At 44.8% G+C, this 14,405-nt stretch carries 14 protein-coding genes; 9 read left to right on the top strand and 5 right to left on the bottom strand.

Features of this window, described 5'->3' with window-relative positions:
* Window positions 1-57: 57 nt before the first annotated feature.
* Window positions 58-990 carry a TIGR01212 family radical SAM protein gene (locus A3CY_RS0113165; protein WP_026207643.1) on the bottom strand — a complete coding sequence of 311 codons (933 nt, stop codon included), beginning with the start codon at window positions 988-990 and terminating at the stop codon, window positions 58-60.
* Between the two features lie 269 nt (window positions 991-1,259).
* Here A3CY_RS0113165 and ppdK point away from each other — a divergent pair, with 269 nt between their 5' ends.
* Together ppdK and meaB are read left to right on the top strand one after the other, a co-directional pair.
* Entirely contained in the window at window positions 1,260-3,992 is a 2,733-nt protein-coding gene (gene ppdK, locus A3CY_RS0113160) for a pyruvate, phosphate dikinase (protein ID WP_018338392.1), read from the top strand.
* Window positions 3,993-4,168: 176 nt separating this feature from the next.
* The gene (gene meaB, locus A3CY_RS0113155; protein ID WP_026207642.1) at window positions 4,169-5,275 is read left to right on the top strand and encodes a methylmalonyl Co-A mutase-associated GTPase MeaB; all 1,107 of its coding nucleotides are present in this window, start codon (window positions 4,169-4,171) and stop codon (window positions 5,273-5,275) included.
* Between the two features lie 1,070 nt (window positions 5,276-6,345).
* Here meaB and A3CY_RS0113150 read toward each other — a convergent pair.
* Window positions 6,346-6,789, bottom strand: a complete 444-nt coding sequence (locus tag A3CY_RS0113150; RefSeq protein ID WP_018338390.1) for a type I restriction enzyme HsdR N-terminal domain-containing protein — start codon at window positions 6,787-6,789, stop codon at window positions 6,346-6,348.
* Complete coding sequence (locus A3CY_RS0113145; protein ID WP_026207641.1) at window positions 6,786-8,006, bottom strand: S-adenosylmethionine:tRNA ribosyltransferase-isomerase; 1,221 nt, start codon at window positions 8,004-8,006, stop codon at window positions 6,786-6,788. Before A3CY_RS0113145 ends, A3CY_RS0113150 begins: the two co-directional genes overlap by 4 nt.
* A gap of 118 nt (window positions 8,007-8,124) precedes the next feature.
* On the opposite strand from A3CY_RS0113145, the gene A3CY_RS0113140 reads away from it, so the two are divergent.
* The 7 genes from A3CY_RS0113140 (at window position 8,125) to A3CY_RS0113110 (ending at window position 12,734) form a co-directional block, all read left to right on the top strand.
* The gene (locus tag A3CY_RS0113140; protein ID WP_018338388.1) at window positions 8,125-8,895 is read left to right on the top strand and encodes an AMP nucleosidase; all 771 of its coding nucleotides are present in this window, start codon (window positions 8,125-8,127) and stop codon (window positions 8,893-8,895) included.
* Between the two features lie 36 nt (window positions 8,896-8,931).
* A complete protein-coding gene (locus A3CY_RS0113135) occupies window positions 8,932-9,378 on the top strand; it encodes a DUF1573 domain-containing protein (protein ID WP_018338387.1) in 447 nt (148 codons plus the stop codon).
* An 11-nt stretch (window positions 9,379-9,389) separates the two neighbouring features.
* The gene (gene yajC / locus A3CY_RS0113130) at window positions 9,390-9,713 is read left to right on the top strand and encodes a preprotein translocase subunit YajC (protein WP_018338386.1); all 324 of its coding nucleotides are present in this window, start codon (window positions 9,390-9,392) and stop codon (window positions 9,711-9,713) included.
* A 79-nt stretch (window positions 9,714-9,792) separates the two neighbouring features.
* On the top strand, window positions 9,793-10,782 hold the full coding sequence (locus A3CY_RS0113125) for a CdaR family protein (RefSeq protein ID WP_018338385.1): 990 nt from the start codon (window positions 9,793-9,795) through the stop codon (window positions 10,780-10,782).
* Between the two features lie 4 nt (window positions 10,783-10,786).
* Window positions 10,787-11,383: a dephospho-CoA kinase gene (gene coaE, locus A3CY_RS0113120; protein ID WP_018338384.1), complete on the top strand. Its 597-nt coding sequence runs from the start codon at window positions 10,787-10,789 to the stop codon at window positions 11,381-11,383.
* A 6-nt stretch (window positions 11,384-11,389) separates the two neighbouring features.
* Entirely contained in the window at window positions 11,390-12,127 is a 738-nt protein-coding gene (locus A3CY_RS0113115; RefSeq protein WP_018338383.1) for a TerB family tellurite resistance protein, read from the top strand.
* 19 nt (window positions 12,128-12,146) lie between these two features.
* Entirely contained in the window at window positions 12,147-12,734 is a 588-nt protein-coding gene (locus A3CY_RS0113110; protein WP_018338382.1) for a DNA-3-methyladenine glycosylase I, read from the top strand.
* A gap of 59 nt (window positions 12,735-12,793) precedes the next feature.
* On the opposite strand, the gene A3CY_RS0113105 is transcribed toward A3CY_RS0113110, so the two are convergent.
* Window positions 12,794-13,873 (bottom strand): TIGR04133 family radical SAM/SPASM protein, encoded by a 1,080-nt coding sequence (locus A3CY_RS0113105; RefSeq protein WP_018338381.1) that lies wholly within the window; start codon window positions 13,871-13,873, stop codon window positions 12,794-12,796.
* Window positions 13,866-14,390: a radical SAM-associated putative lipoprotein gene (locus tag A3CY_RS0113100; RefSeq protein WP_018338380.1), complete on the bottom strand. Its 525-nt coding sequence runs from the start codon at window positions 14,388-14,390 to the stop codon at window positions 13,866-13,868. The genes A3CY_RS0113105 and A3CY_RS0113100 overlap by 8 nt, the downstream gene beginning before the upstream one ends.
* Between the last annotated feature and the right edge of the window lie 15 nt (window positions 14,391-14,405).

Raw genomic sequence — 14,405 nt, 5'->3', positions numbered from 1 at the left:
CCGATTTTAGATTCCTCCAATCGGACCAACACTCCATTTAACTTTAAACTCTAAATTCTAATCTTTTCGTTTCCCCTGCCATGTATCCAACACCCTTAATCGTTTATCCAACTTTGCCGTGAACTCGAAATTCTTCACTCCCCACTGTGGGGCGACTAAATATTCCGGCGGAGATTGATTCACAAACCTTTCCAGATACACATCCGGACGGATTCGCTCAATCACCTCTACCACGAAATCCAAATACTCTTCCAACGTGTATAAACGGAAGCTTGATGGATTCTCGGCATATTCTTCTGCCATACGGGTGCCCTTCACGATTTGCAACTGGTGCAACTTCAACACTTGTATAGGCAACTCACTCAACCGTACGGCTCCCTCCAACATCGATTCACGGCTTTCTCCCGGCAGACCGAAAATCAAATGTGCACCAATGGCTATCCCCCGGTTCGCGGTAGCGCGTATCGCCCATTCAGATGCAGCGAAATCATGTCCCCGGTTCACCTGTCGCAAAACCTCGTCGTTTGCCGACTCCACGCCGTATTCGACGCAGACATAATGATGCCGGGCAATCTCTTCCAGATAATCCAACACCTCATCATTCACCACATCGGGACGTGTGCCAATCACCAATCCCGCGATCATCGGGTGTGCCAAAGCCTCCTCGTATCGCTGTTTCAGCACATCCAAAGGAGCATACGTATTAGAATACGCTTGAAAATAAGCCAAGTATTTCTGATCCTTATATTTGCGCCCGAAAAACTTCACCCCCTCCTCTATCTGCCGGGTAATCCCCTCTACCGCCCGGCAATAATCAGGATTAAAACTATTATTATTACAGAACGAGCATCCCCCGGTTCCCTTACTTCCATCCCGGTTGGGACAAGTAAATCCCCCATCTATCGACAATTTCTGAACCCGCCCTCCAAAAAACGTTCTGAAATAAGTCGGGTAATCGTTGTATCGTTTTTGCTCTCGTTCAAACATCATTCTTTCCAAATAATTAACAGCCCGCAAAAATACACATTTATTTGTTTAAAATTTAACAGCAATCTCCATTTTTTATTCACCTCCTCGAAAATTTCTCATTCCAGCTCAACAACAAACGTTCGCGTAAATTTTAACTAAAACTCTCTATTCCTTTATTCAAGAAAAAAAATTATCTTTGCACTTTTAAGATAGGAATTTTAACAAAGAATGATCATATAAACAAACACTCCTGAATGTCAGGAGGTAAACGCAAAAAATCTAACAGAACTATGAGTACGAAGTACGTTTACACCTTTGGCGACGGAAAAGCAGAAGGAAAAGCAGACATGAAAAACCTGCTTGGAGGTAAGGGCGCCAATCTTGCCGAAATGAATCTCATCGGAGTTCCTGTACCAGCAGGATTCACTATCACGACAGAAGTTTGCACACTTTACAACCAGGAAGGACGTGACGCTGTTGTGAAATTAATTGAGAATGACGTGAAAGCCGGTATCGAGGCTACCGAAAAATTAATGAACGCTAAATTCGGTTCAAAAGGAGAGGCATTCCCTCTTTTGGTGTCCGTGCGTTCGGGAGCCAGAGTATCCATGCCGGGTATGATGGACACGGTGCTTAACCTCGGTATGAATGACGACGCCGTTAAGATCGTGGCAGAGAAATCAGGTAACGCCAGATTCGCCTGGGATTCATATCGCCGTTTCGTGCAAATGTACGGTGACGTGGTAATGGGTGTTGCTGCCGGAAAAGGAGAGCACAACCCGTTTGAAGTAGAAATCGACAAATTAAAAGCAGAGAAAAATATTACTAACGACACGGACTTCACGGCTGAAGACCTGCAAGAACTGGTTCGCCGTTTCAAACTTGTCGTTAAAACTAAAACCGGCAAAGACTTCCCCACTTGCCCGTGGGAGCAATTATGGGGAGCAATCTGTGCCGTGTTCGATTCTTGGATGACGGAACGTGCCGTTCTATATCGCCAATTGAATCAAATCCCGGAAGAATGGGGTACTGCCGTGAACGTACAAGCTATGGTTTACGGTAACATGGGTAACAATTCCGCAACTGGGGTTGCCTTCACTCGCGACGCCGCTACCGGAGAAGACATTTTCAACGGAGAGTACTTGATCAACGCACAGGGAGAAGACGTGGTTGCAGGTATTCGTACCCCGCAAGAGATCACGATAGAAGGTTCTCGCCGTTGGGCAAAAATGCAAAATGTTTCAGAAGCAGACCGCGTTGCTAAATATCCTTCCCTAGAAGAAGCCATGCCGGAAGCTTACGCCGAACTGAATGCCGTACAAGAAAAGCTGGAAAACTATTTCCACGATATGCAAGACCTCGAATTTACCATCCAAGACGGTAAATTATGGATGCTGCAAACCCGTAACGGAAAACGTACCGGTGCTGCCATGGTAAAAATGGCTGTCGATATGCTGAAACAGGGAATGATCGACGAACATACCGCCTTATTGCGTCAGGAAGCCAACAAGCTGGATGAACTTCTCCACCCCGTGTTCAACAAAGAGGCATTGAAAAACGCCCATGTTATCACCAAAGGACTTCCCGCATCTCCGGGAGCAGCTTGTGGTCGCGTCGTATTCTTCGCCGACGAAGCGGAAGAATGGAAAAACAGAGGAGAGAAAGTTATCCTAGTTCGTCTTGAAACCTCCCCCGAGGACTTGAGAGGGATGAACGTATCCGAGGGTATCTTAACCGCTCGCGGAGGAATGACTTCCCACGCTGCCGTTGTTGCTCGCGGAATGGGTAAATGCTGTGTTTCCGGTGCAGGTGAAATCATTGTTGACTACGCGAAACGCCACTTCAACGTGAACGGCACCATCGTTAAAGAAGGTGACTGGCTCTCTCTTAACGGCTCTACCGGTGAAGTTTACCTCGGCAAAGTCGCCACGGAAGACGCCACCTTGAACGAAGACTTCACAACCATCATGAATTTGGCAGAGAAATACACCCGTATGCACGTGCGTACCAATGCAGACACCCCCAAAGACGCTCGTAAAGCGCGCGAATTCGGGGCAAAAGGAGTTGGACTTTGCCGCACGGAACACATGTTCTTCGAGGGTAACCGCATCGACGCCATGCGCGAAATGATCCTTTCCGACACCGTAGAAGGTCGCCGTGATGCACTCAACAAAATATTACCCATGCAAAGAGGCGACTTCGAGGGCATCCTCGAGGCGATGAACGGCTTGGGCGTCACCATCCGACTGCTCGACCCGCCATTGCACGAGTTCACCCCGAACGAACCCGCTTCACAACAATATATGGCGCAGAAACTCGATATGCCGGTAGAACGCATCAAGGAAAAAGTAGACGCCCTTCACGAATTCAACCCGATGCTTGGTCACCGCGGTTGCCGTTTGGGTATCACCTATCCCGAGATCACCGAAATGCAAGCCCGTGCCATCATCGAGGCAGCCTGCAACCTGAAACTCCGTGGTCTTGATCCTCGTCCGGAAATCATGGTTCCGCTCGTGGGCAGCGTTAAGGAATTACAACAACAAGCCGGTATCATCCGCCGTGTTGCCGATCAAGTATTTGAGGAAAAAGGCGTGAAAGTCAACTACCTCGTGGGTACAATGATCGAGATTCCACGTGCAGCCATCACTGCCGACCAAATCGCAGAAGTAGCAGAATTCTTCTCGTTTGGAACCAACGACTTGACCCAAATGACTTTTGGATTCTCTCGTGACGACGCTGGTAAATTCCTTCCCGACTACATCAAGAAAGGTATCTTGAAAACCGATCCTTTCGCCGTTCTCGATCAGGAAGGTGTTGGTCGCTTGGTAGAAATGGGTGTGAAACTAGGACGCCAAACCAACGAAAACCTGAAAGTAGGTATCTGTGGAGAACATGGTGGAGAACCCTCATCCGTGATCTTCTGCGACAAGATGGGCATGAACTATGTATCCTGCTCTCCTTTCCGCGTACCCATCGCACGCCTGGCTTCGGCGCAAGCTGCCATCATGCACGCTAAAAAATAATATACATTATTGATATTTTAGGAAAAAGTGCCTCGAAACGAGGCACTTTTTTTTATCCGACAAACTCGAATATTTCCGCCGAGAGAAGGCATAATAATAAACATTCCCGACTTGTAACTTGTCAACAATAACCCTATCTTTGCATCAAATTAAATAAAAACGATATGCAACAAGATATAGAACATCCTGAAAATGACGCTTGCTACGAGGGATTAGCCGTCAACAAAGGAATAGAACAACCTGATCCGGTGAATCCGGCAATTGCAGAAAGACTGAAGCATCTCAAGAAAAAAGTTTTATCTGTCGACGAGTATATTGCCGGTATCCTAAAAGGAGATATCAACATCTTGAGCCAGGCAATCACGCTTGTTGAAAGTGCACGTATAGACCATCAGGCGATGGCTCAGGAAGTCATCAACCGCTGCCTCCCCAACACGGGAAAATCCATACGCATCGGTATCACGGGAGTTCCCGGTGCCGGGAAAAGTACCTTTATCGAAGCGTTCGGTAAATTCCTCACGAACGAGGGACACAAAATTGCCGTGTTGGCAATCGACCCGAGTAGCGAACGCTCCAAAGGAAGCATCTTGGGTGACAAAACCCGCATGGAAGAACTTGCTTGCGACCCTCACGCGTATATACGTCCTTCCCCATCGGCAGGCTCATTGGGAGGCGTTGCCCGTAAAACTAGGGAAGCAATGCTCCTGTGCGAGGCGGCAGGCTTTGACATCATACTGATCGAAACCGTGGGAGTCGGTCAAAGTGAAACAGCAGTGCATTCCATGGTCGATTTCTTCCTGTTGGTACAAATTGCCGGAGCGGGCGATGAATTACAGGGTATCAAAAGGGGTATCATGGAAATGGCGGACAGCATCATTATTAATAAGGCTGACGGCAATAACATCACGCGTGCCGAGCTGGCAAAAGTACAATTACAGAATGCCCTACACCTCTTCCCCCCTCACGAGTCGGGAGTGGAACCCAAGGTGATGACTTGCTCGGCTTACGAGAAAACCGGTATCCGGGATATATGGGAAAACATACTGCATTATTGCAGCGAAACCCAACAAAACAAGTATTTTGACGCACGCCGCAGCGAGCAATCCAAATACTGGATGTACGAAACTATCGACGAACAATTGAGAAACCGTTTCTACCAAAGCCAAAAAGAACAGATCAAGCTGGCAGAAGAAAAAGTACAAAATAACGAGGAAAGTTCCTTTGCCGCCGCATTCCGTTTGCTGGACAACTATTTCAAAAACGATACCAAAACACACGGGTAATCCTAAAGTGAAATTATTACTTTTCTATATCAAAATAACATTCCCGCAGTTTTAAAACTGCGGGAATGTTATTTTCGTCCACTTGCTCTCGGGGATGCTATTCGATGTAATTTACTTATAACAAGCAAATTAACACATCACCAACCGTAACAATAACAAATACCTACAACTCCGACACACGAAAGACAAAACAAAGACAAACTGGCTGAGGGAAAAAGTATTATCAAGTATTAAAAAATTTCTTTAAACGAACGATTAATTATCGTTTACTCTTCAGCTTCCGAGTAAAGATGTCAATAATTTTCTACAAATGCGAGTATTTGATTACCAGGTTAAAATAATATAGAATATTTTGCATGAATCTCATTAAAAATGTTTACATTTGACTGTCATTAATCGTTCATTTAATGATATGGGGATGGCGTGCAGCCTTCAGTAAAAAATAGAGCCCGCCTCTGGGTTGGTTGCGAATTTGTATGGGAAAAGAACATTTTATATTCTCACGGTATTGCTCAGTGATTCCGTGAGAATGTTCTATATCAACCAAACTAAGCCAACACGTAAATTTTACAAAAGAAACATAAACGCCTTCTATATCCGAATTTCCCGTGAATTCATACAAAATTCAACAGAAATCAACCATTACTATCCCCAAATAAAAATTTCAAAACCTTTTACTTAGACTTACGGAAATGAAGGAGAACAGCAGCCTGTTGGCAAGTAGCCCCACAAGTACTGATGATGTTTTATCTATAACCCAAATAATTAAAATACGAATAGCGTATCACTTCCGATACAATAGCATAAAAAAAGTTGTAGGTTCGCTGTAGATTCGCTGTAAGTTCGCTGTGAAAATACAGCGAACTTACAGCGAATCTACAGCGAACCTACAATTTACTATACGGTATTCATATGGAAGTGATATGGAAGTAAAATTGGAATAATAGGTGTAATCCCATTGTCAAAATCTGATGTTGAATACATTTTCTTATCTTCAACACGCATAATGGAATAAAATATTATACACGTATCGAGGAAAACTTTTATGTAGTATACAGAGAAAAACCTTGTTACATCCCGAAATCCGGGATATCCGCTACAATTCGGAAGCCACTCTCCGATGAAATCTCACCGCAAAAATGCTCGCAACCGTTTGTTATTGCCACGAAACGTGCCGCAAGAGATCGGTTGTACTGGAAGACTTGATCGAAAACAATTTGAGATAACGGTACGGAAGGCGCTTTACACTCCACGATAAGATAAGGATTCGCCTGGCGATCATAGCACACCAGGTCGAAACGCCGTTTCATGCCACACACTTGTATCTCTTTTTCCACAGCAATCAATTGAGCCGGATAATGCTTATATTCTATCAAAAAATGAATAAAATGTTGCCTTACCCATTCCTCCGGCGTCAGCACGACGTAGCGTTTTCGGATCATATCGAATATCCAGACCTGTCCGTTCTGCTTTTTCACCTTGTAATCAAAAGGAGGAAGGTTCAAACTTTTCACTTTATTCCACTTTTTATTTTTAACAAACTGCTATCCCCGTAACTCAGGAAACGGAAATCGTGCGTCAATGCGTAATGATATACCTTTCGCCAATCCTCCCCGATAGCCGCCGCAACTAACAACAGCAACGTACTTTGAGGCTGATGGAAATTGGTAAACATCGCCGTGATGACCCGATACGTGTACCCGGGTACGATGATGATCGTGGTCTTTGCTTTCAATAATTCTGTTTCCTGTTCATCAAACCACTCCAACAAGGCACTCATGGATTCCTGCACGCTATAAGACGAGGGCAAGGAATAAGCTTCCCATTGCCCCAAGGAATTAAAACCGGCATCACCCGATATTCGTTTTACCCCCATCCAGTAAAGACTTTCCAGTGTACGTACAGAAGTCGTTCCCACGGCAATCACCTTTTCCGGGTGGTTGAGCAAATGCGCCACGACTTCCCGCCGAACAGATATGTGCTCCGTGTGCATATCATGCCCCCCGATCGTTTCGCTCTTCACGGGGCGGAATGTCCCGGCTCCCACGTGCAAGGTCAATTCCTCTATCGTCACGCCCTTTTCCCGTAAAGCATCCAACACGGAGAGGCTGAAGTGCAATCCCGCCGTAGGGGCAGCCACGGAACCTTCATTCTTGGAATAAACGGTTTGGTAACGGATTTTGTCATCGTCTTCCGACTCCCGGTTCAAGTAGGGAGGAATAGGGATTCGCCCGCAGTATTCCAACACTTCGCTGAAACTAAGCGAAGTATCCCATGTAAACTCGACGATAACATCATTTTCTTCCCGTGATTTCCGGGTGGCAGCCAACTGATAATCTACCCCGTTCACCTGGTAGTAGCAATATATCGTTCCCTCTTTCCATTTTTTCAGATTCCCGACCATGCACTTCCACTCGCAGCGCCCGTAAGCGGCGAAACTCTGCACATAATCGGCAGGCAAATAAGGTTCAAGGCAGAACACTTCAATAATGGCACCTGTCGTTTTCCGGAAAAGCACACGGGCATAAATCACCTTCGTGTTATTAAATACCAGCATATGATCGGGTTGCAGCATTTCGGGAACATCACGGAAATGCCTTTCGCAGATCTCCCCGTCGTCATAAATCAACAATTTCGAGGCATCACGCCGTTCCAGGGGAAACTTGGCTATCCGTTCCTCCGGGAGATCGTACGTGTAATCTTCTATTCTAATTTCCTTCAAATTCTCGATTATTTCCGGAGAATTTTCAGCTGGCATTTTTTTTGTCATTCGGTAATAATATCTTACTTTTAAGGCAACAAAAGTAAAGATAAAAGGTAAAAACTAAAAGGCAAAAACTAAAAGTTTGATGAAAACGAAGAAAGATATTGTAGATGACTGGTTACCTCGTTACACGGGACGTCCCCTGGAAGATTTCTCGAAGCATATTCTGCTCACGAATTTCGACTATTACCTGGAATTGTTCGCGGAAAAATACAACGCTCCCATCTTGGGTGAAGACAAGAATATGCCCAGCGTGTCGTGCGACGGGATCACGATGATTAATTTCGGCATGGGAAGCCCTAACGCCGCCACGGTGCTGGATTTACTCACGGCGATAGAGCCGGAAGCCGTTCTGTTTCTCGGGAAATGCGGGGGACTGAAGACAAAGCATCACGTGGGCGACTATGTTCTGCCCATCGCCGCCATCAAAGGCGAAGGCACGTCAAACGACTACCTGCCCCAGGAAATCCCGGCACTCCCGGCATTCAGCATACAGAAATCCTGCTCCAAAGCCATCACACAGCACGGCAGACAATACTACACGGGAGTTATTTATACCACGAACCGAAGAGTGTGGGAATTTGACGAGCATTTCAAAGATTATCTCGTGAGTACCCGGGCTTTAGCGATAGACATGGAGACCGCCACGATCTTCACCGTGGGGTTCGCCAACCGTATCCCAACAGGGGCATTGCTCCTGATCTCGGACCAACCCATGATCTCGGACGGGATAAAGACAACGGCATCAGACAAGGTGGTCACCCAAAACTTCGTGCGGGAACACCTCGATATCGGAATAGAAACGATGAAAAGCATTCAAGAGAAAAATTATTCAATGAAGCACCTCATTTTTTAATAATTATATAGTACTTTCGTCGGCAAAATGGGAAATATGCTGAAAAGAATATTTTACGTGTTTTCGGGTATCGTTTTGTTGCTCTGCTCCTGTGAAAACAAAGCAAAAGAGAAACAACAAAACGTGAATCCGACAAGTGATCAGACCATCACGAATGACTCGACCACCAGGGCTAAATTCGAGATAAAAGACAAGTCTTTTAATTTCGGAGACTTGGCGGAAGGCGAAATCGTCACGCACACGTTCCATTTCAAAAACACGGGTAAAAAAAGCCTCGTGATTCAGAATATCGAAAGTAGTTGCGGCTGTACCACCCCGAAATACGACAAGAAACCTATTCCGCCGGGAGGCGAAGGAAAAATTGAAGTTGAATTCAACTCTTCGGGCAGATATGGTAAACAATACAAAGTTATTAATATCTTTGCAAACGTTCCTGAAAAGGTCGTGGAACTAAAAATAATTGCAAATATAAAAACTCAATAAAAAGTAGATTTATGAACACAATTTTTATGCTGACACTACAACAAACAGGCGCACAAGGTGGTGGCGCAAGTATGCAAATCATTTTTCTGATTCTTATCGTGGTTGTTTTCTGGTTCTTTATGATTAGACCGCAAATGAAAAGACAAAAAGAATTAAAAAAATACCGGGATGAATTGAAGAAAGGCGACAAGATCATGACTACCGGAGGCATCTTCGGGAAGATCGTGGAGATCAGCGATTTCACCGTGATTATTGAAGTAGAAAGCCAAGCCAGATTAAAAGTAAGCAAGGAAGCCATCATAAAAGACATGACGGACGTTCCGGTCGCTAAATAATACGATTATGCAAGTTACAAGTTCAAGTAAAAACCACAACTTGTAACTTGCAACCTGTAACCTGCAACAATAATTAAGTATGCGTGGTATTATTGATAAGATTATCGGCTTTTTCAAATCCCATCACGAGTTGCATATAAAACGCAACGTGATTACTTACGGGGTATGCCTTGTTATTGCCACGATTTTATGGTTCTTGAATACCTTGAACAAAGAGTACTCGACAGAACTTACCTACCCGATAAGATACGCCGACCTTCCCAAGGGAAAACTATTGGTTTCCGAACCTCCCAAGGAAATGACGTTGGAGGTAAAAGCACACGGTTTCACTTTATTGCGTTATAGCATAGGTACATCTTTTTTGCCCATCGTGGTCAACGTGAGTTCGCTTGTCGACAAAAAAGATTTACTGGAATACACGATTAACACGGAAGATATAAAAGAACGTATCGCCTCGCAATTAAATTCCGATATCAAGTTGATAAAAGTAAAACCGGAAACGATCACGTTCAAGTTTTCACAATTCGGAAGCAAGAAAGTACCCGTGATCCCGCAAGTCGACTACACGCTGAAACGGCAGTATATGCTAAAAAACAATATTTCAGTGATTCCCAACGAAGTGGAGATCAGCGGTCCCGCGTCTATTCTTGACACACTGAAAGGAGTTTATACCTCTCCGTTAAAGTTAAAAGAACTGTCGAAGGATGTGACCAAAAACGTTTCTTTTGAAGAAATTCCCGGGACACAAATCTCCGAAAACGGCGCAAAGGTAAAAATTGAAATAGAACGTTTCACGGAAGCAAAGAAGAAAAGCACTATTCACGTGAAGAATCTGCCGGACTCGTTATTGATTCGTTTGTTTCCTCAAAACATCGACTTCACTTTTGACGTCGGTCTAAGCCGTTACGAGTCGATTTCCGACACAAACTTCTCGTTTTCGGTGGATTACACGCAAATCGCTAACAACCCGGCTGCACTCAAGGTGACCGTGGATAAACAACCCGCACACATCAAGTCTTTAGTACTTATGCCCGAATCGGTTGAATACTTAATCGAAAAGAAAAAATAAGACCATGCTTAAAATCGGACTGACAGGAGGCATCGGCAGCGGAAAATCAACCATCGCCAAGATTATTGAAATATTGGGATACCCCGTGTATATCAGCGACCTAAGGGCAGCATGGCTGATGAATTGGGATTTGGAGGTTCGAGAAGCTTTAACGTCATATTTCGGGGATGAGATTTATTTACCGGGAGGCAGGCTAAACAGGCAACGACTCGCTTCCATCATCTTTAACGATAAAAACGCGATCACGGAAGTAAACCGAATTGTTCACCCGGCTGTCACCCAAGATTTTCTTGAGTGGTGCAGGGAACAAAAGAAGGACATTCTATTTTTTGAATCGGCAATCCTTTTTGAATCAAAGCTCGAAGGGCTGTTTGATTACATCATTTCAATTTCCGCGGACATGGAAACCCGCATCAAACGAGTGGTAGAGCGAGATGCCACGAAACGGGAGAAAGTAATTGAACGTATCAACAATCAAATGCCGGATAGCGAGAAATTGTCGAAATCGGATTTCGTGATTTACAACAACGATGACGATCAAATCGTAAAACAGATTTTGGCGATCATTCATCAACTAAACAACCTGAATAAAAATAGATAACACATTATGGCAAAATACGGAAAATGGATAGGCGGCGGATTAGGTTTCGTGATGGGAGGTCCCATCGGCGCACTACTGGGCTTTTGGATCGGCTCTTTTTTTGATTCCGCCACCGTTATCACAAATCAACAAACGTCACAAGACCCCGCATCCCGCCCGACAGGCAGGGGAGATTTTCTTGTCAGCCTCGTGATACTGGCAACTGCCCTCATGAAAGCGGATGGGAAAGTGACAAAGGGTGAACTGGAGTACGTGAAACGATTTTTCAGGGATAATTTCGGGGAAGAAGGTGAACGGGAAGCCCTTGCCATCATCAAAGACTTGTTGAATAAAGAAATCTCCATCGAGCAAGTCGCCATGCAAATACGCATGAACATGAATATTTATTCCCGCACGCAATTACTTTATTTCCTGTTCGGGCTAGCAAAAGCCGATGGCAACGTGTGTAACCACGAAATAGCCTTGCTGGACAGGATTGCCAATCTCCTGGGAATAGACTCGAACACGTACCAATCCGTCAAAGCAATGTATTATGACGATTCGGGTTCGGCTTACCAAATTTTGGGCATACCGGCTTCCGCCACGAATGAAGAGGTGAAAAAAGCATACCGGAAAATGGCTATCGAGAACCACCCGGACAAAGTTGGCTACATGGGAGAAGATATTCGCAAAGCCGCCGAGAAGAAATTTATGGCAATCAACGAGGCTTACGAGAAGATCAAAAAACAAAGGGGAATTAATTAAGACGAAAGTTTAGGAAAATATGCAAGATATCATAAATACACGTTGCGGTTGGAGCGGAACAGACGAACTATATATAAAATACCATGACGAAGAATGGGGCAAACTCGTTACCGATGACAAAGCTCTATTCGAGTTTTTGGTACTCGAAAGTGCTCAAGCCGGATTAGCCTGGATCACGATCCTCCGAAAACGGGAAGGATACCGGGAAGCCTTTCATCACTTTGACGTGCAGAAAGTAGCGCAAATGACATCGGAAGACATCGAACGGTTGATGCACTTTGATGGAATCGTCAAAAACAGGCTAAAAATCAATAGCACGATCAATAACGCAAAACTATTTATGGCTATTCAGGAAGAGTTCGGTAGTTTCTACAAGTACATCTTATCATTCTTTCCCTATCAGCCTCCTATTATCAACCATTTCAAGACCTTGAGCCAAATTCCCGCCACATCTCCCGAATCGGATGCCATGAGCAAAGACATGAAAAAACGAGGCTTCAAGTTCTTCGGTTCAACTATCTGCTACGCTTTTTTGCAGGCAGCCGGCTTTGTGAACGACCATTTGGAAGGCTGTTTCTGCAAAGCAAATCATACTACAAAGGCGTAACCGTTTCATGGCTTCCGGATTTGTACATTTTGCCCGTGTTCTTATTTTCGATTAGTCATTTACGTTTTGGACTTTAGCTTGTTGAAGTGGCACACAAGGAGTTTACCTGTTTCATCGTGTAAGTGCATCCCGTTTCCTTCACAATATCGGAACATGGAGCAATCGGCACACTCCCCCTGCCTAGCCCATTCTCTGTCACGAAAAGGTGCGAAACGCTCATTCCACACTTGCATAAAATCATCCTGATAGATATTTCCTTGATTATAATTCGCCCGAATGCTGGGACATCCCGAGATGGAACCGTCCACCCGGACAGAAGCGACAGAAATACCAGCATTACAATGGTAAAAATAATCCCGGACTTTCGCTTCATACCGACCGAGAAATCCTTCGCAAGCGAAGTTGAGTTGTATTTTATTCTCCCGACGGGTAGATTCGATAAAATCCAATACCGTTACAAATTGTTTGTCAGAAAGTTGTAACTCGGGAATATCCGCAGCACGACCAACCGGGAATATGGTAAATATACGCCAACGCCTCACACCTATCCCGATGAGATAATCCCGCAAGGCGGGCAATTGGTCGATATTGTTTTGATTTACGCAAGTCACCACATCCCAAATAATCTCCTCCTCACGGGCAAGCATCCGGATTGCCCCCGTTGCCTGTTGGAAACTTTTCGGGTGGCGACGAAGCCAATTGTGGGCTTCTTCCAATCCGTCGAGGCTGACCGTAATGGAGTGCATCCCGGCTTTCAGCAAAGAATCCAAACGTTGACGGGAAAGGTATAGACCATTGGTTACGATACCCCAAGGATATTCCCTGTTGTATAATTCACGCCCGCAAACTTCCAGATCATCCCGCATCAAAGGTTCGCCTCCGGTAAATATGACAAACACCTTGTGCGGGTTCACGTGTGGAGTAATGGAATCGACCACCCTCAAGAAATATTCTCTCTGCATATCTGCCTGCTCAACACTCGCCCGGCAATCACTGCCACAATGACGACAAGCAACATTGCAGCGCAGCGTGCACTCCCAAAATAATGTACGCAGTTCATGCGCCTCTTTTTGTTGCTGCCGTTTTGCCCGGAAGACCTCTAATCCCAAACGTTGACGAATTCCCGGTTTATTACTCATCTTTTTTCTCTTTTAAAACCACGGTGATTTCCTTTTCCGCATGTCCACGATACCACTCCCCATCATCTTTACTTGTCTTCAAATCTCCACGCAAGAAAGTAACTTTTAATGTATCCGGTTCATATGGAGGGATACCCGGTTGTGGGGTGATATCGTAAAATTGCATCTCGTAGCGAACTGTATCCGCGGGAAAATCATAAAACACACGTTCAAAATGACCTTCTCTGTCCGTGTACAAGGTATCCCGAATTTCCACAGTCATGATAGGTTGATCAGGAATAAAATTCTCCGTGGCAACTTGATAAAATTCACACTTAGGGATAACCACCCGAACTCCGGACAAAGCTTGTCCAACCTCGTTTTGTACTTTTCCTTTAATTGAAAAGGTTGTTGTCGGACTTCCATACATACACTCTCCTCCCGTGTCATCATCACAAGCTGTAAAGCCAAGCACTACCAGAAAAGAAGAAAGCAACCAACCCCAACTTTTACTCCAATAATTCTTTGATAATTCCATATCCTTTTATTTTTA

It is taken from the genome of Butyricimonas synergistica DSM 23225 (assembly GCF_000379665.1).
GTDB classification, from domain to species: Bacteria; Bacteroidota; Bacteroidia; order Bacteroidales; family Marinifilaceae; genus Butyricimonas; species Butyricimonas synergistica.
The sequence above is the reverse complement of the archived record's forward strand: the minus strand, read 5'-3'. Positions and strand labels throughout refer to the sequence as shown.